Here is a 25,367-nt window from a genome sequence, read left to right on the forward strand (position 1 = left end):
GAAAGAATAAATTTGTTTTTTCTATACTTAGATTACTGCCCTTTTTAAAAGGGCTATTTTTACGTTTTAATAAAAAGAATATACTAAGAGTTCCGTATAAATTATTTGTTTTAATGTAGTTAAATGTACTTGTATATGTGAAATTAGAGAGGGAAGCTGTGTAGAGATGTTTCTACACAGCTATTTAGGATATGAAAAAATTACCAAAAATATGTTAAAATAACATTGTCATACAACAAGGGGGATTTGTTTTATGGAAAATGGACATCTTGCTAAAGTAGACTTAACGAAAAAAATTGAATCAAAATCTAAGTACAATAAGAAATTAGAAAAATATCAAAGGCACTTATTAGCATTACAGCAAATTTTGAAAGAAGAAAAAATCGCGGTTATGCTTGTTATGGAAGGATGGGATGCGGCTGGTAAAGGTGGGGCAATTAAGCGGGTGACGGAACATCTTGACCCGCGTGGGTTCCAAGTAAATCCAATTGGAGCGCCTGCACCTCATGAAAAACGTTACCATTATTTGCAACGTTTCTGGCGTAAAATTCCACAGTACGGGCAAATCACCATTTTTGATCGCTCATGGTACGGTCGTGTGTTAGTTGAGCGTGTTGAAGGATTTGCTACAAAGGAAGAGTGGATGAGAGCATATGATGAGATTAATGATTTTGAAAAACTACTAACAGATGACCATTACATAATAGGGAAGTTCTTCTACCATATAAGTAAAGAGGAACAGTTAAAGAGATTTAAAGATAGAGAGAAAAATCCTTTGAAAAGATGGAAAATTACAGACGAAGATTGGCGTAATCGTGAAAAATGGGATGAATATGTTGAAGCAATGGAAGACATGTTTGAAAAAACAAGTAAGCCAAATGCGAAGTGGCATATTATTGAAAGTAACGATAAATTGTATGCTCGTGTGAAAACGTTAAAAATTATAATTTTATTCATTGAGGATTATTTCTTAGAACATGGTATAGAATTGCCTTCTTATTATTATGAAATGAAAGAGGATATCGAAGTTTTGCAAGATGTAGGTGTTAAAGAGTAAAAAAGAAAATGGTCCTGTGAATTGGTGAAACCAAATTATGGGGCTTTTTTATTTAGAAACATTTTACAATTAACAGAATAAGGTATATAATCAATAATCATATTAACATTGTTAATATGATTATTGATTATATACTATGTGGGGGTTTTACTTTGAAGGGAAGAGATGTTGTTTTAGGTTTATTAATGGAAAAGGAATTGTCTGGTTACGATATTAAAATTGTGTTTGAAGACGTATTTACTCATTTTTTTGATGGAAGTTTTGGAATGATTTATCCAACGTTACGACAATTGGAGAATGAAGGGAAAATAAAAAAAGAGGTTGTCATGCAAGAGGGAAAACCGAATAAGAAAATGTACTTTATTACAGATGAGGGGCGTGAAGAATTTTATCAATACATGCAGACACCTGTAGAGAAGGATGTTTTACGTTCGGATTTTTTAATGAGAATGTATTTTGGTAACTATAGTGATGATGTAACAATAAAAAAATGGATTAAAGATGAAATTGAAAGAAAAGAAGCGTACATTGCAGATCTTCGATTGAAATATGAAAAGTGGAGAGTAGGTATTACTTTCGTCGAAGAAATTTCACTAGATGTAGGTATTGCATCGTATAGTGCACAAGTGGAGACTTTGAAGAAAAAATTAGAAGAGTTAGAGGCGAAAGAAAACAATAAAACAGAAGAATGAAAAACGCGTTCACAATAAATAAAGGGGTATATAAAGATGGAGCAATCAAAGGGTATTAAGATTGTCTTTTTAATGTGTCTAGGTATCTTTCTTTGTATGATTGATACGACAATTATGAATATAGCTTTACCGGCAATACAATCGAGTGTAAATACTTCGTTAGAAAAGATGTCTTGGGTATTAAATGTTTATACAATGACGATTGCAGTACTTGCCATTCCGTTAGGGCGGATAGCTGATATCTTTGGAAAAGCAAAGATGTATATTCTTGGTCTGGTGATTTTTGGTGGTGGATCGGTACTTTGCGCTTTTGCTAATACAGGTGATTTTCTTATTTTTTCTCGTTTTATACAAAGTATTGGGGCAGCGATTTTATTTCCAACAAGTATGGTAATTGGTGTATCAGCTATGCCATTAGCTAAGAGGCATGTTGCGCTTGCAATTTTAGGAGTAACACAAGGATTGTCAGCTGCTATGGGACCAGTAATAGGTGGAATTATTACGCAAAATTTAGGATGGAGATGGGTGTTCTTCGTTAATGTTCCGGTTTGTATAATAGGAATCGTGTTATGTTGCATCATGCTACAAATAAAAAATGAAGAACGTATTATCTCAAAAATAGATTGGATAGGACTACTATTAAGTAGCACAGCAATTTTTTCATTTACTCTCATATTAGTAAAAGGTAATACATGGGGATGGCAAAGTAATATTGCTTTGTCTTGTTATGCAATTAGCACTATTTCTCTTATTCTATTTGTTTTAGTAGAACGAAAGCTTCATAATCCAATGGTGAATTTAAAGTTATTTCAAGATCGAATGTTTGTCGGAGCGTCTATCGTTGTTATATTAAGTAATTTATTTTTAATTGGAGTTACTGTATTGCTTCCAACGTTCTTGACGAAACTACAAGGTCGAACGGAAATTGAAGCGGCTTTTTTAGTGACACCTATTTCAGCAATGATATTTTTTGTCTCACCAGTTGCAGCAACTTTAATTAAAAAACTCGGAAAAGTAACTATTATTTTGTCAGGATTTCTTATTATGGGGCTTTCCTACTATTGGTTGCAAATGATTGATGTGCATTCAACAAATATAGAAATTATTATTCCATGTATGATATTAGGTGTTGGATATGGTTTAGTAGTGGGGCCAATTACAGTTTTAAGTGCGTCTTCGTTTGAAGGAGAATTGTTAACTGCTTCTCAAAGTGTTGTATCAATGTTACGACAAGTCGGAATTGTATTGGCAGTCGCAATATTTGTCTCTAACTTAACTCACAATTTAACTGTAAATAAAGAAAAAGTATATCGTTATGCAGAAGAAAAGGTGCGTACTATTCATGTGAATAGTACTGAGCAAACTGAAATTTTACAAATGACTAAAGAGAAAATAGAGAATCAAAGTTTAGAGTCGAATATAAATAAGAAACAAAATGCAATGACAATGGGATTAAGTAAAGAGAAAAAGGAAGAATTGATTCGCGACAAGACGGATGAAATATTAAGAAAAGTTCCAGTAGAATATAGAGATGTAAAAAGAGAAGAAGTTATGAGGCAAGTGACAAAAGAAGTTGAAAAACAAGAGGAAAGTATAAAGAAAGAGGTACTCACATTTTCAAATGATGTGAATCATTATGCCAAGAATCAGATGGCTATGAGTTTTACAGATTTATATAAAGCAAGTGTGCCAATTATTTTAATTTGTGCTTTCGTAAGTTTGTTGTTTTGGGAAGGGAAAGCTTTGAGTAAAAAGAGAAGGGGAAGATTAGTAGAAGAAGCGTAAAGAAAAACAGGCTATAGCAGCCTGTTTTTTTCATTGTTTTCTCCTTGCATATTGTGAATATTAGTATTTTTAATATAGCATGGGATAAGTCGAGTATGATTAGAAAGTTTTTTAGAATGAAAGGAAGGAATGGAAAATGCCATTGAATATGTAACGTTATACATAGTACATTAACAAGAGGGATTAATTTTAAAAGGAGGATGGGGAATTGCTAGATAAGGCAGGGGCTTTAATAGATAATCATGTGTACACAGAAGAAGAGCAACAAAAACTATACAAACGAACGTTAATAATCGTCAGCATTTCACAAATGTTTGGCGGTGCAGGACTAGCTGCTGGTATTACAGTGGGAGCACTTCTTGCGCAGCAAATGCTTGGAACAGATGCATTTGCAGGATTACCAACTGCTATGTTTACATTAGGATCGGCATTCGCAGCTTTCATAGTAGGGAAGCTTTCGCAACGATATGGACGCCGGATAGGTCTTGCAACAGGGTTTATAGTAGGCGGATTTGGAGCAATTGGTGTTGTAATGGCAGCTTTAACAAATAGTATTATTCTTTTACTTATTTCTTTACTTATATATGGTGCCGGTACAGCCACGAATCTACAAGCTCGTTATGCAGGTACAGATTTAGCAGATAAGAAGCAGAGAGCAACGGCTGTTAGTATTACGATGGTAATGACGACTTTCGGTGCAGTTGCAGGACCAAATTTAGTAGGGGTAATGGGAAGTTTTGCTCATTCAATTGGAGTTCCTAAACTTGCAGGTCCGTTCATACTATCGGCAGCAGCATTTATACTGGCGGGTCTAGTTCTTTTTGTTATGCTTCGTCCAGATCCTTTGATTATTGCTAACATAATAGAAAGATATAAACAGGAACATACATATAAAGGACAACCAATAACAGAAGAAGCGAAAGAAAATAAACGAGGTATTACAGTTGGAGCAATCGTAATGATACTTACGCAAATAGTGATGGTTGCGATTATGACGATGACGCCAGTTCATATGGGACACCACGGTCACGGTTTAAGTGCAGTAGGACTTGTGATAGGTTTTCATGTAGGTGCAATGTATCTTCCATCTCTCGTTACAGGAATGTTAATTGATAAAATTGGCCGAACTACAATGAGCATAGCTGGTGGAGTGATTTTACTTGCAGCGGGTGTTATAGCTGCGATAGCGCCAAGTGATTCTTTATTATTATTAATCGTTGCTCTGTCTTTACTTGGGCTAGGATGGAACCTCGGATTGATAAGTGGTACAGCACAAATCGTTGATTCCACAACAACGTCTACACGTGCTAAAACACAAGGGAAAATAGATGTTTTTATTGCGCTAGCTGGAGCTTCTGGTGGAGCAATGTCAGGTATGGTAGTAGCGAATTCAAGTTATGCGGCATTGTCATTGGCTGGAGGGGTGTTAGCGTTATTACTTATTCCTGTTGTGATATGGTCTCGAAAAGGGGCAAGAAATTAAATGAAAAAGAGGTTCTAGTTACTGACTAGAGCCTCTTTTTATACACTTAAATTAAATTCCACTCTACAATAAGCCCTAAATGCGTAAGTCCGCCACCAAATCCGTATAGTAAAAGTGTGTCTCCGTTATTTAATTTCCCTTCTTTTATAGCTAAATTTAAAGCGAGTGGAATGGTGACTGAAGAGGTATTCCCCATATATTCCACGCTCGTTAATGTTTTTTGTATTGGAATTTGAGATTTTTCGCAAATAGATTCGATCATTCGTAAGTTAGCGCTGTGGGGTATGAACCAGTCTATATCATCTACTTGCATATTTACGGTATGTAATAAATTTTTTATGCCTTTTGGTACTGTGCGTGTTGCCCATTTATATACTTCTCTTCCATTTTGAACGATTTTTTCATTTGTTTGCAGTGGTGTGCCATTCATAGTAGTAGATAAGTTTGTTCTATATAGATGAATGCCGCCATCACCGTTTGTTCCCATGTGAGCAGCGATAAAGCTTGGGGTGTCTTCATCTCTTTCTAATAAAATAGCTCCAGCACCATCACCGAATAAAATACAGGTCGTTCTATCGCTATAATCAGTAACTTTAGATAATGTCTCTGTCGCTACGACAAGTACTTTTTCATGTGATCCAGAAGTGATTAAGCTATTACCGACGTGTAGTCCATATGTAAAACCAGCACAAGTTGCATTTAAATCAAAAGCTAGTGTATGAGGTATGTTGAAGTATTGTTGTATTTGGCAAGCAACACTAGGGAAAACGTAATCAGCAGTAGTAGTAGCGACAATGATACAGTCGACATCTTCTAAGTTTTTCTTATATGTTGTACATAAATTTTTAATTGCTTTAATGGCTAAGTTTGAGGAGTATTCTTCGTCACTAGCGATTCTTCTTTCCTTTATTCCTGTTCTTTGTACAATCCATTCATCATTCGTATGGACCATCTTTTCTAAATCGTTATTAGACAATATTTGATCTGGAACATAAGTACCAATTGCAGTAATACGAGATTTAGAATGCATAGGAACATCTCCTAACTTTTATTTTTTATAACCTGATACTAATATTAGGTTATAAAAATGTCAATAAAGATTTTTGTTGTATTAAAACGATAATACTTAACTTACTATGAAGGAATTTGGCGAGTGCTGTAAAAATAATATACGAGAAGTTTCTAAAATTGATAATTGCTTTTGTTATTTTTATTGTGAGAAAAATTCGCAAAAAATGACGATTAAAGTAAAAATATAAAGATTTTCTTTAGTGTGATATAGGTTGTTAAACCTTGTGAAAGCGAATTACTTATGCTACACTTTATGTAACTTAAAATGAACGGAGGGGCTTCCTTTGATCTTAATCAGATTACGTCTCAATACTTTGTGCCAATAATTGAATAGCGCTCAAAGGCTCTGTCTGTGTACAGAGTGAACGGGATTGGTCTGCCTATTTTAAAGGAACCCTTTATTAAGCTTATATGTGAAAAAGAGGGAGGGACGAATACGCCCTCTTTTTGTTTTGCCTTTATAAATAGAATGGGATTGTATAAGTGAACACTTACTGTGGATACGTATACAATCTTGGGACTTTTTGACTATAAAATAGGATGAAAGCATAGCTTTCTTCTATTTCTTTGGTGAACCCTTATCCGTTTACGAAAACACAGGCAGCGACCTGTGTTTTTTATTTTACGTAATCGAAATGGAGGAATAAATATATGGAAGAAGTATTACAAAGAGCAGTTTTAGTTGGAGTAAATGTAGGTAATGAAGATGATTTTGCATATTCGATGGAAGAGTTAACAAATCTTGCGGAAGCTTGTGATGTAGAGGTAATTGGGCAAGTAACGCAAAATTTACAACGAGTAAATCCATCGCATTATATCGGAAAAGGAAAGATTGAAGAAGTTGCAGCGTATGTACAAGAAATAGATGCGAATATGGTTATCTTTAATGATGAATTATCTCCTTCACAAATTCGAAATTTAGAAGAGGATTTAGATTGTAAGGTAATTGATCGTACCATTTTAATTTTAGATATTTTTGCGCAACGTGCGAAAACGAAAGAAGCACAGCTACAAGTAGAAGTAGCACACCTTCAGTATATGATGCCTCGTTTAATCGGTCTTCGTGAATCGTTAGGGAGACAGAGCGGCGGCGTTGGTACGAAAAATAAAGGTGTCGGTGAAAAGAAGTTAGAGTTAGACCGTCGTAAAATTGAAGAACAAATTTCAGTTTTGAATAAAGATTTAGAAGCGCTCGTTGCCCAGCGTCAAACGCAGCGAAAGCAGCGTAAGAAAAATGAAATACCTGTTGTAGCATTAGTAGGTTATACGAATGCAGGAAAGTCAACGACGATGAATGCAATGCTTGAAATTTATAATGGTACAGAAGAAAAACAAGTATTTGAAAAAGATATGTTATTCGCGACGTTAGAAACATCTGTACGAAATATTGATTTGCCAGATAATAAATCATTTTTATTAACAGATACAGTTGGATTTGTAAGTAAATTACCACATCATCTTGTGAAGGCGTTCCGTTCAACGTTAGAAGAAGTAGCGGAAGCAGACCTACTTATTCACGTTGTAGATTACGCAAATCCAAATTATGAACAATTAATTGATATTACAAATGAAACGTTAAAGAAAATTGGAGTAGAAAATATTCCAACGATCTATGCTTATAATAAATCAGATATGGTAGATGTTGAAATTCCGAAAGTGCAAGAAGATCGCGTTTATTTATCAGCGAAGAAACATGTTGGAATTGAAGAACTTGTAGAAATGATTCGCTCACACATCTATAAAGAATATACGAAGTGTGAAATGTTAATTCCATATGATCAAGGACAGGTAGTTTCGTATTTCAATAATCATGCACACGTTTTATCTACGAGTTACGAAAACGAAGGTACCAAATTACAAATAGAATGTAAGACGAGTGATTACGAGAAGTATAAGCATTTTGCAATTTAATGTAAGAGGCAACCCAGTATGTGATTGGGTTGTCTTTTTTTGTACTGTTTTACCGCTGAAAGTTACAAGGATGCAAGCCAATGACGGGAGTTAAGTTATATTTCTGGAAAAAGAAATGAAAGCAGTATAGAATAGAAATGTTTCAAAAGTCAGAATTTATTACACCTACTGTAATAAATATATATTTTGTACAGAAAGGGGAGATTCACATATGCAGGCAGTTTCACACAAAAAAACTGTAGAAACACCGACAATATATCGAATTTTATTTGCGATTAGCTTTGGGCATTTTTTAAATGATTCGATGCAAGCAGTTGTGCCGGCGTTGTTTCCTATTTTGGAAAAAACGATGAATTTATCCTATATGCAAGTAGGGTGGATTGCGTTTGCATTAAATATGACGTCATCGATTATGCAACCGGTGTTTGGTATGTATTCAGATAAGAAGCCGTCACCATTTTTATTACCACTCGGCATGTTTTCAAGTATGCTTGGAATGATTGGACTCGCGTTTGCACCAAACTTTATTATTGTTATTATTTCTGTTTTATTTATTGGTTTAGGTTCCGCGGTCTTTCATCCAGAAGGCGCTCGTGTTGCGTATATGGCGGCAGGTGCAAAACGAGGGTTAGCGCAAGCAATTTATCAAGTTGGGGGAAACACGGGGAATTCTCTAGCTCCTATTTTTACAGCGCTAATTTTCGTTCCACTCGGTCAAATTGGTTCATTAGGTTTTACAGCATTTGCAGCAGTAGGAATTGTATTATTAATTTTCGTATCGAATTGGTACAAAAATGAATTAGCAACCGGTGCTGTAAGAAGGAAGAAGAGGGCTGCACTTGAGGCGGAAAATGCAATTGTAAGTACACACATTAAATTCGTTATTATACTTCTTGTTTTTCTTACTTTTGTACGCTCTTGGTACGGTGCTGGTATCGGGAATTTCTATCAATTTTACTTAATAGAGCATTACGGTTTATCTATAAAAAATGCCCAGTATTTCGTATTCGCATTTATGATTGCTGGTGTGTTAGGAACTTTCTTCGGAGGACCGTTAGCAGATCGATTTGGTAAGAAAAATATCATCGTATTTTCAATGTTAGGTTCAGCGCCACTTGCACTGTTATTACCACATGTCTCACTTGTGTGGGTCGTACCGTTATTTTTATGTATCGGTTTTATTAGTTCAAGTAGTTTTAGTGTAATTGTTGTATATGCACAAGAGCTTGTACCTGGAAAAGTGGGAATGGTGTCAGGATTAATCGTAGGTCTTGCGTTTGGACTTGGAGCATTAGGTGCTGTAGTTCTTGGGAAATTAGCAGATATATATAGCCTGCAATTTATTATGCTATTATGTAGTTGTCTACCATTAATTGGACTCACTTCATGGTTACTGCCAAGTGATAAGAAAACGATAGAATAGGGGATGCGCTATGAAATTGTGTGAAAACGTTACGGAATTAATAGGAGATACACCTGTCGTCCGATTATCTAAATTTATTCCGGAAGACGCAGCAGATGTGTATGTGAAACTAGAAATGTTTAATCCATCGCGCAGTGTGAAAGACCGTGCTGCTTATAATTTACTTCACGTTGCAGAAGAAAATGGTCTCATCAAACCAGGAGATACAATTATTGAACCGACAAGCGGGAATACAGGGATTGGTTTAGCGATGAATGCAGCAGCTAAAGGGTATAAAGCGATTTTAATTATGCCAGATAATATGTCAAAAGAGCGTATTAATTTATTGAAAGCATACGGAGCAGAAGTAGTTTTAACACCAGCAGAACAAAGAATGCCAGGAGCAATTGCGAAGGCGTTAGAATTGCAAAAGCAAATACCGAATAGTTTTATTCCGCAACAATTTGAAAACCCAGCTAATCCGAATATTCACCGTTATACGACTGCGCTTGAAATTTACGAACAAATGGATGGAGAGCTGGACGCTTTTGTTGCAACGGCAGGAACAGGCGGAACGATTACAGGGACTGGTGAAACGTTAAAAGAGAAATTACCAAACTTATATATTGCAGTAGTGGAACCGAAAGGATCACCCGTTTTATCAGGTGGTGTGCCAGGTCCTCATAAACTAGTAGGAACAAGCCCAGGGTTTATCCCGAAAAACTTAAATACAGAAGTGTATAACGAAATTATTCAAATTGCAGACGAAGAGGCTTTAACGACAATGAGAAACTTAGCTAGACAAGAGGGATTATTAGTTGGGCCGTCTTCTGGAGCATCTGTTTATGCTGCAATCATGATAGCGAAACGTCTAGGCGCTGGTAAAAAAGTTTTATGTATTGCGCCTGATACAGGTGAACGTTATTTGAGCATGGGGTGATTTGAATAAAAAGGATAGAAACACCTTAATAGTGAATAGCTGCTATTAAGGTGTTTGTTTTATGGAATGAAGAGGGGGAGAAGAACAATGAAACTATTAAAACCAACCCATGAATATAGTGAGCATATTACAGCGTATAGACACGCGTTTTTACACTCAGGGGAACAACCACATGGAAGTAGTTCTTTACAAAACTTTGATTCTCTTGATGAATGGTTTGAAAAAGTGAGTAAACAAGAACTAGGAGAAAATTTACTAGCTAATCGAGTGCCATCTAGTCAGTTTTTAAGTTTTGAAAAAGAGGAACTTATAGGTTTTGTGAATATTAGACATAGATTAAATCCAGAATTATTACGGGAAAGCGGTCATATTGGATATAGTGTCCATCCAAATAAACGTCGCCACGGTTACGCTACGAAACAACTACAACTTGCATTAGCTGAAGCACAAAAATTAGGATTGCAGAAAGTATTAATAACTTGTGATAAATCCAATATCGGTTCTGCTAAAACGATTCAAAAGGTTGGCGGTGTGTTAGAAAATGAAATAGTTTCTTCTCGTACTGGTGAAGTTATTCAGCGCTTTTGGATAGAAATATGATGTAGTAGGAATTTGAAAAGGTAATGCAAGCTGTAATATCGAAATAGATAAATGAAATATAGGGGATTACTGCAATTTTAGGGGGAAATGAAATGGGATTAAAAGAGAAAGCAATAGAGATGTCAGAGATCTATAGGCAAAATCCGAAAGTAGAAGCCATTATTTTAGCGGGTTCAGTAGCTAGAAAGCTTGAAGATGAACATTCAGATATAGAATTACATATTTTATGGTCAACACCGCCAGAAGATGAGGATCGTAGGGCCCCTATTCATCATATTGATGGGACAATATTATCGTATTATCCGTATGAGGAAGAAGAATGGTCGGAAACGTATTTAACGAAAGAGGGAATTAAATTAGAGATTAGTAACTTTTTAACAGAGACAGTAGAGAAAGTGATTTCGGATGTGGTGAATCAATATGATATAAGTTATGAAAAACAATGTATTGTATCATCCGTTCATGATGGTGTTAGTTTGTATGGAGAAGAGAAAGTGAATGAATTAAAAGATAGAGTAGTGGTATATCCAGATGAACTAGTAAAACGAATGATTTCAGAAAATCTATGGTTAAGTAATCGTTGGCACAATCGAAAGGCGCTTTTAAAACGGAAAGATTGGCTTATGCTTTATGATGTTATTTGCGAAGTACAAAGGAACGTATTCGGTGTTTTATTTGGTTTGAATAAAATGTATGTACATCATCCAGCGTTTAAATGGATGCCTAATAATGTGGAACGAATGACTATTAAACCTGAAAATTTATATGAACGTATGGCGGACACATTAATAGGGAGTCCAGAAAATAGTGTGCAGGAGTTAGAGTTGCTAATAGAAGAAGTGTTGCAACAAGTTCATACATACGCGCCAGGAGTAAATGTGGATGAGCAAGAAAAATCGATTTTTTATTTTGTGAAATAGAAAACAGTAATAAGGGGGAAGTTATGGGTTTTTTTAATAGGTTTTTTAAAAAAGTTGAAAAAGTAAATGAGCAAGAAGCCACTCTTCATGAATTAAGTGAAGAATTGTATGTTGAATCACCGGTAGAGGAAGCGACTAGTTACTGGGTATCAATGGCACAAAATATAATTGTTAATGCTGTAAAGGCGGCTGACAATGATGTGGAACGTGCCTTCGTATTATTGAATTTGAAGAAAGGTGAGGCTTCATTTGATATTTTCTATCAAATAAATGGGCAATTGTATTTCTGGGATCAGCTAGAAAATGAGACGATAAGAAATAGAATTCAGAACGAGTTGTTACCGAAAGCTCCAGAAGTTTCAAATGCAGTAAATGAGCAATTTCATGAAGCTGATCACCCTATAATTTCGTTTGCGCAATTGCAGTTTGAATGGGAAACGAAAGCCTGGTTTTCACATATAATTTGGGAAGATAACCTTGCTGCTCAATTGCCCAAAACTCAAATTCTAAATGAATGGTTTCGTGTAATTAAAGAAGAAACGAAAAATAGACCACTGGATAGTGATGCGAAATTTTCTTGGTATCCATCAAACTCTTAAAAAATTAATACAGAGAGACAGGTTATGTTTCTAGATGATTTGTATTATTGAATAAGTATCAATAATACGTAATTCTTTTTCTATTGCCTGTTAGAATTCGTTATGTACTAATCCACTTGTTTTCTAAACTAAAAACTTATATTTCGAATTTTGAAATAGATTGTAATACATAAAAATTCGAAATATAAGTTGACACTATTTTTAATGTGTGATAAAAATGATAGTAATCAATTCGGAAAATAATATTTGGGCAATGAAAGGGTATAGTAGTGAATATCTCCCTATTTCAGAGAGCTGATGGTTGGTGTGAATCAGTATATAGATTATTCATGAAGTTCGTCCTGGAGCATCTTTCATAAATCTCGCATTATGAGGAAATGAAAGACGGTAGTTTATACCGTTATCAAATAAAGTGGTGAAGATTTTTTCACAACTAGGGTGGTACCGCGATATTTATCGTCCCTACGTATTTACGTAGGGACGTTTTTTATTTAGGTCCTAACTTTGGTGTGTCTTCATAACTAGGGTGGTACCGCGATATTTTATCGTCCCTACGTTTTTGCGTAGGGGCGTTTTTATTTAGGTGGTTTCTTAGTGTTCTTCACAACTAGGGTGGTACCGCGATATTTTTGTCGTCCCTACGTATTTACGTAGGGACGTTTTTTTATTAGGGAGGAAGTGAACGTATTAGAAAAGAGTATTGATAGAACAATATAAATACCGAATTGTAACAAAGAAAAAGAGATAGAGAGGAGATTAACAAATGAATTCACAGCAATGGACATCGAAATTAGGTTTCGTATTAGCTGCAGCAGGTTCGGCAATTGGTCTTGGAGCGATTTGGAAATTCCCATATATGGCCGGCATTGGAGGAGGCGGAGCGTTCTTCCTAATTTTCATCGGTTTCACATTATTAATTGGTTTACCGCTATTATTAGCTGAATTTGTTATTGGAAGAAGTACACAAAAAGAGGCTGTCGATGCATATAGAGAGATTGCTCCTAAAACGTTATGGCCTTGGTTAGGTAAATTAGGAATTGTAACATGTTTCATATTACTTTCTTTCTACAGTGTTGTAGGAGGCTGGATTTTATTATATTTATGGAATGCAATTACAGGTAGACTATGGGAAGGAAATGGAGCATACGAAGCTACGTTTGGTGAAATCATTTCCAATCCATATTTAGCAGTTGGATCACAGCTATTATTCATCCTTATTACTATTTTCATCGTAAGTAAAGGTGTACAAAATGGTGTTGAAAAAGTAAATAAATATTTCATGCCAGCATTATTCGTTTTATTCTTTGTATTAATCGTTCGTGCACTTACATTAGATGGTGCTGGAGAAGGCGTTCGTTTCTTCTTACAACCTGATTTCTCACATGTAACATCAGAAGTTATATTATACGCAATGGGGCAATCGTTCTTCTCATTATCTGTCGGGGTAGCCGTTATGGTAACGTATAGCTCATACTTACCGAAAGAAGAAAGCTTACCACGTTCAGCATTTTCTATCGTAGCCTTAACTCTTGTTATTACATTACTTGCAGGACTTGCAATTTTCCCAGTTGTGTTCGCATTTGGAATGGAACCATCTCAAGGGCCGGGACTATTATTTATCGTGTTGCCAGCTATTTTCAGTAAAATGGCGTTCGGAAAATTATTCTTCATTGTTTTCTTATTACTATTCTTCTTCGCTACGATTACATCAGCAATTTCGATGTTAGAAATTAGTGTTGCATCGTTAACATCAAAAGGTAAAGGGAAACGTGAAAAAATGGCCTTAATCGTAGGGTTATTAATCTTCGTTGTTGGGGTACCATCAGCATTATCATTCGGTATATTAAGTGATCTGAAGATTTTCGGAAAGACAGTCTTTGATTTAGCGGACTATGCAGTAAGTAACGTTTTAATGCCACTTGGTGTATTATTAGTTTCTATCTTTGTTCCTTTAAAAATGAAGAAAGATGTATTAATGAAAGAGCTAGGTGTAAGTAAAAATAAAGGATACAAACTATTTGTGTTATGGTTATTCTTACTTCGTTATATCGCACCAATTGCGATTATTATCGTATTCTTAAATGTACTTGGCATTATATAAAAAGAAAGGTAGCGTATCATACATAGATACGCTACCTTTTTATTTTGCTCTTTTTTGCAATTCATTTACTGTTACGAACTGATAGCCCTTCTTAGATAAAGAATCTAAAATACCTTCAATCGTTTTAAAATTTTCATTAGACTCATCATACATAGAATGCAGTAAAATGATAGAACCTGGTTTTACATTTTTATTAACATATTCAATTTTATCAGCTGCAGATTTATAAAAAGTATCGGGCTCAAGATCCCATATAATGGTTTCGATATTATTTTTATTTAAATAATAGGGTAGTCCGATTAATTTTTTTCCGTTAGGGGGCCTAAAATCAATTTTGTCTGTAAATCCTGTTTGGCGGATTAATGAATTCGTTTTTTCTATTTCATCTTTAATAAAAGAAGGTGTTTTGAAAACCATTCTATTATGAGAATATGTATGGTTTCCAAGTTGGTGCCCAGATTGCGCGATAGCTTCTCCTAACGATAAATTTTGCTCTAATTCATTTCCAATTAAAAAGAAAGTAGCTTTAGCGTTGTATTTATCTAGTAGCGGTAATATTTGTTTTACATTGTTAGTAGGGCCATCATCAAAAGTTAAAGCAATCACTTTTTCATTTGTTTCTACGCGTTGTGTTAAAGCTCCAAATAATTGAAAGCTTCTTGCGTTCATCAATTTGTATGTTCCGAATAATGCCGTGATAATAAAGAATAGTGTAACGATTGTAATGATAATTTTTTTCTTCATAATGTAACCTCACAATGATTTTTAATTCAGTTAAAAAGTATTATATCAAACTAAGTAATTTCGTGCTTTAAGAAGGGTGTGGATGCAAGGAGAAGGAATTTATCATATAATAAAATGCAAAAGGTATATTAGGAGGTGTTTATATGGCGATTATAATTCAATTGCCAGACACTGCAACGTCTCATGCAAAGCCAAGTATGGAAATGGCGATACTTTGCGTGAGGTAGACAAGTAATATACAATCGCCTATATGAGCTCGTATCATTTTTTATATTTGGCTTTGCACCTTATTGAAATGAACCATAAAAAATAAGGGGCGAGCAGAAATGAAATACGTAAAAGCTAATGCTGTTTTACCAGAGAGTTTAATTACTGAAATTCAAAAGTATATACAAGGTGAAACAATTTACATTCCGAAACAAGAAACGAAACATTATAAATGGGGTACACGATCTGGCGGAAGAAAACAACTAGATGAAAGAAATAAAGCAATTAAAGAAGCGTTTAAAAGTGGGATTGCTATTCATCAACTTGCAGAAGAATATTTTCTTTCTGGGGAAACGATTAAAAAGATTGTGTATTCTAAATAAGAGGAAAAGAGTCTGATTCATATATTACTTTGAATCAGACTCTTTTTGTTTTATGTGTATTGGATATATGAGGTGTGAACGGGCATGATAATAGAAAAAATGTGCCGTTTTTTTATTAAATGGTATACAGAGCACTTGAAAAGTAGAAAGGTGAACATATATGAATCATATTGGACAAATAACGATAGAGCTTTTAGTTGGTTTTTTTGTTCTATTAATTGCTACAAAAATATTAGGGAAAACACAAATATCTCAGCTAACGCCATTTGATTTTATTTCTGCAATCGTCCTAGGTGAGCTCGTTGGAAATTCAATATATGATCCTAAAATTAAAGTATGGTCTATTTTATATTCAGTATTTGTTTGGGTAATTTTAATTTATACTATAGAAGTGATAACACAAAAAATAAGAGGAACAAGAAGGTTTTTTGAAGGATATCCTTCAATTATTATTCGTAACGGAAAGATTGATCGTGAACAATTAAGCGTAAATCATTTGGATATAAACCAATTACAACAAATGCTTAGGCAACAAAAAGATATATTTTCAATCCGAGAAGTTGAATATATGATATTGGAACCGAACGGAAACATAAGCGTTCTGAAAAAAAGTAAATACGAATCTCCTACTATAAATGATTTAAGTTTAAAACATAAGCCTGTATACTTACCAATTTCATTAATTAGCGATGGAAAAGTAGTTAAGGATAATTTGAGGGAAGCGGGATTTGATGAAGGATGGCTTTATAAACAAATAAAGCAAAAAGGAATTACTAAATTTGAAGACGTATTATATGCGGAATGGAAAACAGATGATGGCTTCTTTTGTCAGGAAATGCAGCGGTAGAGAATAAGTGATATATGTAATGTTTGTTTCTAAGTTATCTTTTACATATCAAAAAACGTAATCATTGTATACAATAAAACTAGATCAACAATTTGTATGGAGTGATAAAGATGGAAGCGTTTATTAGAAGTGATCAATATAATTTTATAAAATCACAAGCTTATATTTTAGCAAACGGGCATGCAACGGCAAATGATAGAGGTGTAATTCAAGCGTTAAAATCGCTTGCGATTGAAAAGATAATACATGTATTTGAGAATTTAACGGATGAACAGAAAGAGTTAATTGATACGGTATTAACAGTTCAAAATAGAGAAGATGCAGAATCATTTTTAATGAAAATAAATCCGTATGTAATTCCGTTTCAAGAAGTTACAGCACAAACATTAAAAAAATTATTTCCTAAAGCGAAAAAGTTAAAACTTCCTGATATGGAAGAAATGGATATGAAAGAAATATCTTATTTAAGCTGGATTGATAAGGGGTCAAGCAGGAAATTTATTATAGCGAAAAATGATAAAAATAAATTTGTTGGTCTGCAAGGAACGTTCCAAAGTTTAAATAAAAAAAGCATTTGTTCGTTATGTCATGGACATGAAGAAGTAGGAATGTTTTTAGTTGAAATTAAAGGCGATGTACCAGGAACTTTCGTTAAAAAGGGAAACTACATTTGCAAAGATGGTGTAGCTTGCAATCAGAATATGAAATCGCTAGATAAATTGAACGATTTTATTGAACGCTTGAAGAAATAACGAGAAAACCTCTAGTATTTAAACTGGAGGTTTTTATTTTTTGAAGAAGTAAAATAAGCTTTCTTTGTAAATGTAGATTTATAATGAAATTTGATAAAAATATCTATTATGATACAGTTGCTTATATGCAAGGAGGTAAAACATGGATTACCTTTTATCGAAAGAAAAAGTGAAACGATGGCCTAAAGATACGATAGCGGCGGGGCGTTGTCATACAGTTGGCCTGAAATCGGATGGCACGGTAGTAGCGGTGGGCCGGAATAAAGAAGGGGAATGTAATGTAAGTGGCTGGCGAGATATTGAAGCAGTCGCAGTGGGCAATGTTCATATGGCAACGAACACGGGTAATGCTCATACAATCGGTCTTACATGTGACAGTACTGCGGTAGCAGTGGGTTGGAATAAGCATGAACAATGTGATGTAAACGATTGGCATAATATTGTAGCGGTTGCGGCAGGGTGGCGTCGTACTATTGGCCTTAAATCGGATGGCACGGTAGTAGCGGTGGGCCGAAATAAAGAAGGAGAATGCAATGTAAGCAGTTGGCAAGGTATTGTGGCAGTCACAGCGGGTGACTGGCATACAGTCGGTCTTAAATTGGACGGCACATTGACGACTGTGGGGAATAATCGATATGGTCAATGCAATGTAAGTAGCTGGCGAGGTATTGTAGCGGTCAAGGCTGGGTATCTTCATACTGTTGGTCTTAAACGAGACGGTACGGTGACAGCAGTGGGTAATGATAAACATAACCAGTGTGATGTAAGTGGCTGGCGAGATATTGTAGCAATAGCGGCTGGTACGAATCATACAATCGGACTTAAATCAAACGGTACCGTGGTGGCAGTGGGTTGGAATGAGTATGGTCAATGTAACGTAAGTGATTGGAGAGATATTGTAGCGATAGCGGCTGGTTGTGCACATACAGTCGGACTAAAATCAGACGGCACGGTGATTGCGGTAGGTAATAATGAATTTGGCCAATGCGATGTAGGTAGCTGGCGCGACATTCGGTTGCCTGGCAAATAGTCAATTTACAATAAATCATTAGTAATATTATTCTATTTTAGGAGTAATTATGGAATAGGATATGTAGAAAATAATTAAACTTAAATCTGCTGAATAAGAATCTCTTTTGAAAAGGGATTCTTATTATTTTTCATAAAATGAGGGTATAAATGGAATTTTTGAACAAATTTTATTTCAAAATTACAGTAGAAGATATAAATTAAAAAGTGTAGAGGAGATAAAGGAATGCTTAAAAGGTTTTTACTTTCTTTACCGGATGTTTTACTTATATGTATCGTTCTCTACATAATGTACACAAATTCTTTTAGTTTTGGACAGATGCTAGTAATTTCCATTGCAATCGGAATTATTGGTGGTCTTGCTATTAGAATTTGTAAGGATGTATTCACTTATATAAGATGGACAATTAAACAAAGAAAAAATTGAATATGTTTAATAGTTATTAGAAGGGAATGAAATGACTAAGAAAAAGAATAGAGTGAAAAACGAGATAGTACTTTGGTCACTAACAGCAATTGTTCTATTAATTGTATGGTACTTTTATCAAAAATAAAAACGCATCGTACTCAAAAAGCACGATGCGTTTTTATTATTTTTTTTGCCAATTTTCTTTTATAAAGTCTTCACGACCAGATTCCTTTTGCTCAGTAGCATATTTCTCTGGATTCTTTTTATAGAAATGTTGGTGGTATTCCTCTGCTTCGTAAAAAGGTGCAGCAGGACGAATTTCAGTCACGATTGGATCTTTAAACATACCGCTTTCTGCAAGAGCTTGTTTTGATTTTTCAGCAAGCCCTTTTTGTGTTTCGTTATGATAAAAAATAGCGGTACGATAAGATGGACCACGGTCAAAAAATTGTCCGCCATCATCAGTTGGATCGATTTGTGGCCAATATAAGTCTAGTAATTTCTGATAAGGAAAAATAGAAGGATCGAATGTAATTTGAACAACTTCTAAATGTCCAGATGTTCCAGCTTTTACTTGTTCATATGTTGGGTTTTCTACATGACCTCCTGCATAGCCAGAAAGTACTTTATGAATACCAGGAAGTTCATCAAATGGTTTTACCATGCACCAAAAGCAACCGCCTGCGAAGGTTGCGAGTTCGTATGTTTTTTCGGACATTGCTGTAATCCTCCTAAATGTATATGTTTTATATAGTATTATATAAATTGTTTTATTGCGCAATAAAAAAGATTTGAAAATATATGTTTTTTATAAACAAGATCCTCCGCTCACATCAATTAATTGTCCAGTAACCCAACGGCTGTCTGGAGAAGCAAGGAATGCAGCAGTATCGGCAATGTCTTCTACTTCACCTAAGCGATTGAAAGCGGAAATAGTAGTAGCGTACTGCTTCATCATTGGGTCGCTCAAGAGTTCTGCATTCATATCTGTTTTAATAAATCCTGGAAGTATTGCATTCACCGTTATTCCTCGTGCTCCAAGCTGTTTTGCTAGCGTAAAAGTCATTGTATTAATAGCGCCTTTCGTCATACTATATGCAACAAAATCAGGTAAAGAAATGCGGGTGGCAGCGGATGAAATATTAATAATTCGGCTATTGTCACGTAAACGTGGTAGTGCTAGTTGAATGATAAAGAATGGAGCTTTTGCATTTACTGAAACCATTCTATCAAAAAATTGTTCAGTCGTTTCTTCAATAAAAGCACCAGGACCAATGCCAGCATTGTTTATTAAAATATCAAATTGTGTTTCACCAGTGCGCATTTGTAATTCAGTATCTAAAGCGTTATAAAGGTTTTCTACACCGTGTAAGGATTCTAAATTTGCGCCGATAGAAAAAGCTTGGCCACCATCTGATCGAATTTCATGAACAGTTTCTTCAGCGTCATCTTTTCGATTACCGTAATGAACAGCAACCAATGCACCGTCATTTGCTAAACGTTTAGCGATTGCTCGTCCAATTCCTCGGCTTGCTCCTGTAACTAACGCTACTTTCCCTTTTAACATAGTTTCCTCATCTCCTCATAAACTTTATAAGTTTTTCTTTATGTAGTAATGCAGACATACTTAAGTAATATATGAGTGTATGTAAGTAATGCATTCCAATTTTGATTTGAGAAAAAATAAATAGAATGAATTTTGATTTTTTTTGAAAAAACATGTTGACAAGGAAAAGAACAACGTCCTATAATACGTGTAACAAATAAAAGTTAATTAAGAATTTTCTAACTTTATATGTTGTATATGCAAAGAAGAGGAAAGTAGATGATTATGATCGTTTCAGAGAGCTACTCCAAGGCTGTGAGGGTAGTAACAATCGAATCATTGAAGATCACCTCGGAGCATCGCTTGCGAAAGGGAAACTGAGTAGAGGGCGGCGGCATCGTCTCCGGTAAAAGGACGGAGGTCTGATTGGACCTACAAAGCTTATATTTCGTGAGAAGTATAAGGAAGCTGAGTGGTAACGCGAAACTCTCGCCTCAGCAATCAAAGCTACTAAATTGTAGTAGTTGATTGCTGAGGCGAGAGTTTTTATTTTTAAAAATAGAAGAAGAGAATGCGTAGAAGAGGAGAGTAAATGATAAAGATTGTTTCAGAGAGCTGCCCCGAGGCTGTGAGGGTGGTAACAATTCACTCATTGAAAATCACCTTGGAGCACTACTTTTGAAAACTAGTAAAAAGTAGCGGGGTTGTTCCCGATAGAAAAACAAAAGTCTAATTGGACTTGCAGAGCTTATATTTCGTGAGAAGTATAAGGAAGCTGAGTGGTACCACGATTCCCTCGTCTCAGCAATGGATTGCTATAAGTATGTAAGTAATCGATTGTTGAGACGAGTATATTTTTAAGGTTTATATACTGAATATTCTGTTAAAAATACTCATCTCAGCAATCGATGTAGAAATAGATTGCAAAAAATAGAGAAAAAAAGAGGAGCGATGTGAGATGGGAAACCAGTACATTTACATGAATGGGGAATTTGTAGAAAAAGAAAAGGCAGTTGTTTCAGTATATGATCACGGTTTTTTATACGGAGACGGTGTATTTGAAGGGATTCGTAGTTACGGAGGAAATGTATTTTGTTTAAAAGAACATGTGAAACGATTGTATGAATCAGCGAAATCTATTTTACTAACAATTCCAATGACGGTAGAAGAAATGGAAGAAGCAGTTTTACATACACTCCAAAAAAACGAATATACTGATGCTTACATTCGCTTAATTGTCTCAAGAGGAAAAGGTGACTTAGGGCTCGATCCGAGAAGTTGTGTGAAGCCGAGCGTAATTATCATTGCAGAACAATTAAAGTTATTCCCACAAGAATTTTATGATAATGGGCTAAGCGTTGTATCTGTTGCATCAAGACGTAATACGCCAGATGCGTTAGATCCACGTATTAAGTCAATGAATTATTTAAATAACGTACTTGTAAAAATTGAAGCAGCACAAGCAGGAGTGTTAGAGGCTCTTATGTTAAATCAACAAGGATATGTTTGTGAAGGTTCTGGTGATAATGTTTTCGTTGTGAAAGATGGAAAAGTATTAACCCCGCCATCCTATTTAGGAGCATTAGAAGGTATTACGAGAAATAGTGTTATCGAGCTATGTGAGCGACTGAGTATTCCGTGTGAGGAAAGACCGTTCACTCGCCATGATGTATATGTAGCGGATGAAGTATTTTTAACAGGAACAGCAGCGGAGTTAATTCCAGTTGTAAAAGTTGATTCCAGAGAAATTGGAGATGGGAAACCAGGAAGTGTAACGAAACAATTGACCGAAGAATTTAAAAAATTAACGAGAGAAAGAGGAGTACGTGTTCCCGGGCTGACGGAAAGCTTAGCGTAAATAAGGAGAGGAGTTAATGGAAATGAAGCAGCAGTATACAGCGTATGAGAAATTACAGTATGAAGAAATGACAGGCGCTGGACATGTGATTCAATGTTTAAAGAGATTAGGTGTAACGACCATTTTCGGCTATCCGGGCGGAGCAATCTTGCCAATATACGATGCTTTATACGAAAGTGGTTTGAAACATGTTTTAACTCGTCATGAACAAGCTGCCATTCATGCGGCTGAAGGATATGCGAGAGCTTCTGGAAAGGTCGGGGTAGTCTTTGCTACCTCTGGCCCAGGGGCGACAAATTTAGTTACGGGCTTAGCAGACTCTTATATGGATTCGATTCCTTTAGTTGTCATTACCGGTCAAGTTGCGACGCCTTTAATTGGTAAAGATGGATTTCAAGAAGCGGATGTTGTCGGAATTACAGTACCTGTTACGAAGCATAATTACCAGGTTCGTGATGTGAATCATGTATCACGAATTGTGCAAGAAGCTTTTTACATCGCCAAAAGCGGGCGTCCGGGACCAGTATTAATTGATATTCCAAAAGATGTTCAAAATGCAAAAGTCACCAGTTTCTTTAATGAAGAAGTTGATATTCCGGGGTACAAACCAGAACTTGTACCAGACAGCATGAAACTTAGAGAGGTGGCTAAAGCAATTTCAAAATCTAAGCGTCCACTTCTTTATATTGGAGGAGGTGTCATTCATTCAGGTGGATCCGATGAACTCTTCGAATTCGCAAGGGAGAACCGTATTCCAGTCGTTTCAACTTTAATGGGACTTGGTGCATATCCACCGGGAGATCCATTGTTTCTAGGGATGCTTGGTATGCATGGGACATACGCTGCTAATATGGCGGTAACAGAATGTGATTTACTACTTGCATTAGGTGTTCGCTTCGATGATCGTGTAACAGGAAAATTAGAACTTTTTTCTCCAAACTCGAAAAAAGTACATATTGATATTGATTCTTCTGAGTTTCATAAAAATGTAACTGTAGAACATCCGATTGTTGGTGATGTAAAAAAAGCGTTACACATGCTGTTACATATGTCTATTTATACACAAACAGACGAATGGCTTCAGAAAGTAAAGACATGGAAAGAAGAATATCCACTTTCTTATAAGCAAAAAGAATCTGAGTTAAAACCACAGCATGTGATCAACTTAGTAAGTGAATTAACGAATGGTGAAGCGATTGTCACAACAGAAGTAGGTCAGCATCAAATGTGGGCTGCTCACTTCTATAAAGCAAGAAAACCTCGGACGTTCCTTACCTCTGGAGGATTAGGAACAATGGGGTTTGGTTTTCCAGCAGCAATTGGTGCTCAGCTAGCTAAAAAAGAAGAACTTGTCATTTGTATTGCAGGTGACGCTTCTTTTCAAATGAACATTCAAGAACTACAAACAATTGCTGAAAATAACATCCCTGTAAAAGTATTTATCATAAATAACAAATTTTTAGGGATGGTAAGGCAATGGCAAGAAATGTTTTATGAAAATCGTTTATCAGAATCAAAAATTGGATCACCAGATTTTGTGAAAGTAGCAGAAGCTTATGGAGTAAAGGGATTAAGAGCAACAAATTCAACCGAGGCAAAACAAGTGATGTTAGAAGCATTTGCTCACGAAGGTCCTGTCGTAGTTGATTTTTGTGTAGAAGAAGGTGAAAACGTATTTCCGATGGTTCCGCCAAACAAAGGGAATAACGAAATGATTATGAAGAGGTGGGAAGAATGAGTCATACTTTTTCACTCGTTATTCATAACGAGCCAAGCGTCTTATTACGTATAAGTGGGATTTTTGCTCGGCGTGGTTATTATATTTCTTCTTTACATTTAAAAGAAAGAGATACTAGTGGTGTTTCTGAAATGAAACTCACAGCAGTTTGTACTGAAAATGAAGCGACATTACTTGTTAGTCAGTTGAAAAAATTAATTGATGTTCTGCAAGTAAATAAATTATAAGGAGTGTATGGAATATGAAAACATATTATGAAAAAGATGCAAATATAGAGTTATTACAAGGAAAAACTGTTGCAGTAGTTGGTTATGGATCACAAGGTCATGCGCAAGCACAAAATTTACGTGATTCTGGTGTAGAGGTTGTAGTTGGTGTTCGTCCTGGTAAGTCGTATGAAGTAGCGAAAGCGGATGGATTTGAAGTAATGTCTGTTTCAGAAGCGGTTCGAACCGCACAAGTTGTACAAATGTTATTGCCAGATGAACAGCAAGCTCATGTGTATAAAGCAGAGGTAGAAGAGAATCTTCGTGAAGGACAAATGTTACTTTTCTCACATGGATTTAACATTCACTTCGGACAAATTAATCCGCCAAGTTACGTAGATGTAGCGATGGTCGCGCCAAAAAGTCCAGGTCATCTCGTTCGCCGTGTATTTCAAGAAGGAAATGGTGTTCCAGCATTAGTCGCAGTGCATCAAGATGCGACGGGAACAGCGCTACATGTAGCACTGGCGTATGCAAAAGGTGTAGGGTGTACACGTGCGGGGGTAATTGAAACGACATTTCAAGAAGAAACCGAAACGGATTTATTCGGTGAGCAAGCTGTACTTTGCGGCGGGGTAACTGCACTTGTGAAGGCCGGGTTCGAAACGTTAACGGAAGGTGGATATCGTCCTGAAATTGCATACTTTGAATGTTTGCATGAATTAAAGCTAATTGTTGACTTAATGTACGAAGGTGGATTAACGACTATGCGCCATTCTATTTCAGATACGGCAGAGTTTGGAGATTATGTAACAGGATCGAGAATTGTTACAGATGAAACGAAGAAGGAAATGAAGCGTGTTCTGACAGAAATTCAGCAAGGTGAATTTGCGAAGAAATGGATTTTAGAAAATCAAGCAGGGCGTCCGACGTATAACGCAATGAAAAAAGCAGAACAAAATCATCAATTAGAAAAAGTGGGAGCAGAGCTTCGTGAAATGATGAGCTGGATTCATGCACCGAAAGAATTAGTAAAGAAATAGAGTAAGAGAGTATAAATGAAAAATATGTAAGAGGGGATTTGACA

General features: G+C 35.6%; 24 protein-coding genes and 2 other annotated features. Of the genes, 20 read left to right on the top strand and 4 right to left on the bottom strand.

The annotated features are described in order from the left end of the window. The first annotated feature begins 253 nt into the window (after positions 1 to 253). The 4 genes from OXT04_RS02275 to OXT04_RS02290 all read left to right on the top strand — a co-directional run bounded on the left by OXT04_RS02275 (position 254) and on the right by OXT04_RS02290 (position 5,017). Positions 254 to 1,057 carry a polyphosphate kinase 2 family protein gene (locus tag OXT04_RS02275; RefSeq protein ID WP_072938178.1) on the top strand — a complete coding sequence of 268 codons (804 nt, stop codon included), beginning with the start codon at positions 254 to 256 and terminating at the stop codon, positions 1,055 to 1,057. A gap of 152 nt (positions 1,058 to 1,209) precedes the next feature. Then, on the top strand, positions 1,210 to 1,749 hold the full coding sequence (locus OXT04_RS02280) for a PadR family transcriptional regulator (protein ID WP_000678333.1): 540 nt from the start codon (positions 1,210 to 1,212) through the stop codon (positions 1,747 to 1,749). A gap of 36 nt (positions 1,750 to 1,785) precedes the next feature. Next, positions 1,786 to 3,534, top strand: coding sequence for an MDR family MFS transporter (locus OXT04_RS02285; RefSeq protein ID WP_071714456.1), 1,749 nt, complete (start codon positions 1,786 to 1,788; stop codon positions 3,532 to 3,534). 208 nt (positions 3,535 to 3,742) lie between these two features. Further along, the gene (locus tag OXT04_RS02290) at positions 3,743 to 5,017 is read left to right on the top strand and encodes an MFS transporter (RefSeq protein ID WP_071714455.1); all 1,275 of its coding nucleotides are present in this window, start codon (positions 3,743 to 3,745) and stop codon (positions 5,015 to 5,017) included. A 46-nt stretch (positions 5,018 to 5,063) separates the two neighbouring features. Here the strand turns inward: OXT04_RS02290 and OXT04_RS02295 are convergent, their stop codons facing one another. Then, the gene (locus OXT04_RS02295; RefSeq protein ID WP_071714454.1) at positions 5,064 to 6,047 is read right to left on the bottom strand and encodes a ketoacyl-ACP synthase III; all 984 of its coding nucleotides are present in this window, start codon (positions 6,045 to 6,047) and stop codon (positions 5,064 to 5,066) included. A 692-nt stretch (positions 6,048 to 6,739) separates the two neighbouring features. Here OXT04_RS02295 and hflX point away from each other — a divergent pair. The 7 genes from hflX (at position 6,740) to OXT04_RS02330 (ending at position 14,561) form a co-directional block, all read left to right on the top strand. Further along, positions 6,740 to 7,999, top strand: a complete 1,260-nt coding sequence (gene hflX / locus OXT04_RS02300) for a GTPase HflX (protein ID WP_000393283.1) — start codon at positions 6,740 to 6,742, stop codon at positions 7,997 to 7,999. Positions 8,000 to 8,210: 211 nt separating this feature from the next. After that, positions 8,211 to 9,422 (top strand): MFS transporter, encoded by a 1,212-nt coding sequence (locus tag OXT04_RS02305; protein ID WP_001149399.1) that lies wholly within the window; start codon positions 8,211 to 8,213, stop codon positions 9,420 to 9,422. A 10-nt stretch (positions 9,423 to 9,432) separates the two neighbouring features. Beyond that, complete coding sequence (gene cysK / locus OXT04_RS02310) at positions 9,433 to 10,341, top strand: cysteine synthase A (protein WP_267412646.1); 909 nt, start codon at positions 9,433 to 9,435, stop codon at positions 10,339 to 10,341. 87 nt (positions 10,342 to 10,428) lie between these two features. Further along, entirely contained in the window at positions 10,429 to 10,941 is a 513-nt protein-coding gene (locus OXT04_RS02315; RefSeq protein ID WP_000771301.1) for a GNAT family N-acetyltransferase, read from the top strand. 92 nt (positions 10,942 to 11,033) lie between these two features. Beyond that, positions 11,034 to 11,861 (top strand): DUF4037 domain-containing protein, encoded by an 828-nt coding sequence (locus OXT04_RS02320; protein ID WP_071714453.1) that lies wholly within the window; start codon positions 11,034 to 11,036, stop codon positions 11,859 to 11,861. 23 nt (positions 11,862 to 11,884) lie between these two features. Then, positions 11,885 to 12,460, top strand: coding sequence for a hypothetical protein (locus tag OXT04_RS02325; protein ID WP_267412647.1), 576 nt, complete (start codon positions 11,885 to 11,887; stop codon positions 12,458 to 12,460). Between the two features lie 244 nt (positions 12,461 to 12,704). Continuing rightward, positions 12,705 to 12,927 (top strand) — a binding site (T-box leader). A gap of 296 nt (positions 12,928 to 13,223) precedes the next feature. Then, the gene (locus OXT04_RS02330; protein ID WP_001088187.1) at positions 13,224 to 14,561 is read left to right on the top strand and encodes a sodium-dependent transporter; all 1,338 of its coding nucleotides are present in this window, start codon (positions 13,224 to 13,226) and stop codon (positions 14,559 to 14,561) included. A 39-nt stretch (positions 14,562 to 14,600) separates the two neighbouring features. Here OXT04_RS02330 and OXT04_RS02335 read toward each other — a convergent pair whose 3' ends face one another. Further along, positions 14,601 to 15,305, bottom strand: coding sequence for a polysaccharide deacetylase family protein (locus OXT04_RS02335; RefSeq protein ID WP_000726855.1), 705 nt, complete (start codon positions 15,303 to 15,305; stop codon positions 14,601 to 14,603). 326 nt (positions 15,306 to 15,631) lie between these two features. On the opposite strand from OXT04_RS02335, the gene OXT04_RS02340 reads away from it, so the two are divergent. The 5 genes from OXT04_RS02340 (at position 15,632) to OXT04_RS02360 (ending at position 18,950) form a co-directional block, all read left to right on the top strand. Beyond that, on the top strand, positions 15,632 to 15,895 hold the full coding sequence (locus tag OXT04_RS02340) for a CD3324 family protein (RefSeq protein WP_000878325.1): 264 nt from the start codon (positions 15,632 to 15,634) through the stop codon (positions 15,893 to 15,895). A gap of 160 nt (positions 15,896 to 16,055) precedes the next feature. Next, complete coding sequence (locus OXT04_RS02345; RefSeq protein WP_001015539.1) at positions 16,056 to 16,742, top strand: DUF421 domain-containing protein; 687 nt, start codon at positions 16,056 to 16,058, stop codon at positions 16,740 to 16,742. Between the two features lie 110 nt (positions 16,743 to 16,852). Next, positions 16,853 to 17,494: a FusB/FusC family EF-G-binding protein gene (locus tag OXT04_RS02350; RefSeq protein WP_000387074.1), complete on the top strand. Its 642-nt coding sequence runs from the start codon at positions 16,853 to 16,855 to the stop codon at positions 17,492 to 17,494. A 142-nt stretch (positions 17,495 to 17,636) separates the two neighbouring features. Next, positions 17,637 to 18,524 (top strand): RCC1 domain-containing protein, encoded by an 888-nt coding sequence (locus OXT04_RS02355; protein ID WP_025118568.1) that lies wholly within the window; start codon positions 17,637 to 17,639, stop codon positions 18,522 to 18,524. 225 nt (positions 18,525 to 18,749) lie between these two features. Further along, positions 18,750 to 18,950, top strand: coding sequence for a hypothetical protein (locus OXT04_RS02360; RefSeq protein ID WP_000919314.1), 201 nt, complete (start codon positions 18,750 to 18,752; stop codon positions 18,948 to 18,950). 163 nt (positions 18,951 to 19,113) lie between these two features. Here the strand turns inward: OXT04_RS02360 and msrA are convergent, their stop codons facing one another. Together msrA and OXT04_RS02370 are read right to left on the bottom strand one after the other, a co-directional pair. Continuing rightward, positions 19,114 to 19,650 (bottom strand): peptide-methionine (S)-S-oxide reductase MsrA, encoded by a 537-nt coding sequence (msrA, locus tag OXT04_RS02365; protein ID WP_001291883.1) that lies wholly within the window; start codon positions 19,648 to 19,650, stop codon positions 19,114 to 19,116. 90 nt (positions 19,651 to 19,740) lie between these two features. After that, positions 19,741 to 20,499, bottom strand: a complete 759-nt coding sequence (locus tag OXT04_RS02370; protein WP_065228619.1) for an SDR family oxidoreductase — start codon at positions 20,497 to 20,499, stop codon at positions 19,741 to 19,743. Between the two features lie 546 nt (positions 20,500 to 21,045). Then, positions 21,046 to 21,285 (top strand) — a binding site (T-box leader). Between the two features lie 151 nt (positions 21,286 to 21,436). On the opposite strand from OXT04_RS02370, the gene ilvE reads away from it, so the two are divergent. The 4 genes from ilvE to ilvC are packed head-to-tail and all read left to right on the top strand — an operon-like array spanning position 21,437 to position 25,323. Next, positions 21,437 to 22,336: a branched-chain-amino-acid transaminase gene (ilvE, locus tag OXT04_RS02375; RefSeq protein ID WP_000528161.1), complete on the top strand. Its 900-nt coding sequence runs from the start codon at positions 21,437 to 21,439 to the stop codon at positions 22,334 to 22,336. 22 nt (positions 22,337 to 22,358) lie between these two features. Beyond that, positions 22,359 to 24,074, top strand: a complete 1,716-nt coding sequence (ilvB, locus tag OXT04_RS02380) for an acetolactate synthase large subunit (protein ID WP_267412849.1) — start codon at positions 22,359 to 22,361, stop codon at positions 24,072 to 24,074. Beyond that, positions 24,071 to 24,301, top strand: a complete 231-nt coding sequence (locus OXT04_RS02385; RefSeq protein WP_000019909.1) for an ACT domain-containing protein — start codon at positions 24,071 to 24,073, stop codon at positions 24,299 to 24,301. The genes ilvB and OXT04_RS02385 overlap by 4 nt, the downstream gene beginning before the upstream one ends. Positions 24,302 to 24,315: 14 nt before the next feature. Beyond that, positions 24,316 to 25,323 (top strand): ketol-acid reductoisomerase, encoded by a 1,008-nt coding sequence (gene ilvC, locus OXT04_RS02390; RefSeq protein WP_098255525.1) that lies wholly within the window; start codon positions 24,316 to 24,318, stop codon positions 25,321 to 25,323. Positions 25,324 to 25,367: the final 44 nt, after the last annotated feature.

Origin of the sequence: Bacillus sp. GC_Bacil_1 (assembly GCF_026540675.1) — a bacterium.
Taxonomy (GTDB): Bacteria; Bacillota; Bacilli; order Bacillales; family Bacillaceae_G; genus Bacillus_A; species Bacillus_A cereus.

Coding starts and splice junctions, on each gene's coding strand:
- OXT04_RS02275 (WP_072938178.1), top strand. CDS start 254: ATGGAAAATGGACATCTTGCTAAAGTAGACTTAACGAAAAAAATTGAA.
- OXT04_RS02285 (WP_071714456.1), top strand. CDS start 1,786: ATGGAGCAATCAAAGGGTATTAAGATTGTCTTTTTAATGTGTCTAGGT.
- OXT04_RS02295 (WP_071714454.1), bottom strand. CDS start 6,047: ATGCATTCTAAATCTCGTATTACTGCAATTGGTACTTATGTTCCAGAT.
- hflX (WP_000393283.1), top strand. CDS start 6,740: ATGGAAGAAGTATTACAAAGAGCAGTTTTAGTTGGAGTAAATGTAGGT.
- OXT04_RS02305 (WP_001149399.1), top strand. CDS start 8,211: ATGCAGGCAGTTTCACACAAAAAAACTGTAGAAACACCGACAATATAT.
- cysK (WP_267412646.1), top strand. CDS start 9,433: ATGAAATTGTGTGAAAACGTTACGGAATTAATAGGAGATACACCTGTC.
- OXT04_RS02315 (WP_000771301.1), top strand. CDS start 10,429: ATGAAACTATTAAAACCAACCCATGAATATAGTGAGCATATTACAGCG.
- OXT04_RS02320 (WP_071714453.1), top strand. CDS start 11,034: ATGGGATTAAAAGAGAAAGCAATAGAGATGTCAGAGATCTATAGGCAA.
- OXT04_RS02325 (WP_267412647.1), top strand. CDS start 11,885: ATGGGTTTTTTTAATAGGTTTTTTAAAAAAGTTGAAAAAGTAAATGAG.
- OXT04_RS02330 (WP_001088187.1), top strand. CDS start 13,224: ATGAATTCACAGCAATGGACATCGAAATTAGGTTTCGTATTAGCTGCA.
- OXT04_RS02335 (WP_000726855.1), bottom strand. CDS start 15,305: ATGAAGAAAAAAATTATCATTACAATCGTTACACTATTCTTTATTATC.
- OXT04_RS02340 (WP_000878325.1), top strand. CDS start 15,632: ATGAAATACGTAAAAGCTAATGCTGTTTTACCAGAGAGTTTAATTACT.
- OXT04_RS02345 (WP_001015539.1), top strand. CDS start 16,056: ATGAATCATATTGGACAAATAACGATAGAGCTTTTAGTTGGTTTTTTT.
- OXT04_RS02350 (WP_000387074.1), top strand. CDS start 16,853: ATGGAAGCGTTTATTAGAAGTGATCAATATAATTTTATAAAATCACAA.
- OXT04_RS02355 (WP_025118568.1), top strand. CDS start 17,637: ATGGATTACCTTTTATCGAAAGAAAAAGTGAAACGATGGCCTAAAGAT.
- OXT04_RS02360 (WP_000919314.1), top strand. CDS start 18,750: ATGCTTAAAAGGTTTTTACTTTCTTTACCGGATGTTTTACTTATATGT.
- msrA (WP_001291883.1), bottom strand. CDS start 19,650: ATGTCCGAAAAAACATACGAACTCGCAACCTTCGCAGGCGGTTGCTTT.
- OXT04_RS02370 (WP_065228619.1), bottom strand. CDS start 20,499: ATGTTAAAAGGGAAAGTAGCGTTAGTTACAGGAGCAAGCCGAGGAATT.
- ilvE (WP_000528161.1), top strand. CDS start 21,437: ATGGGAAACCAGTACATTTACATGAATGGGGAATTTGTAGAAAAAGAA.
- ilvB (WP_267412849.1), top strand. CDS start 22,359: ATGAAGCAGCAGTATACAGCGTATGAGAAATTACAGTATGAAGAAATG.
- OXT04_RS02385 (WP_000019909.1), top strand. CDS start 24,071: ATGAGTCATACTTTTTCACTCGTTATTCATAACGAGCCAAGCGTCTTA.
- ilvC (WP_098255525.1), top strand. CDS start 24,316: ATGAAAACATATTATGAAAAAGATGCAAATATAGAGTTATTACAAGGA.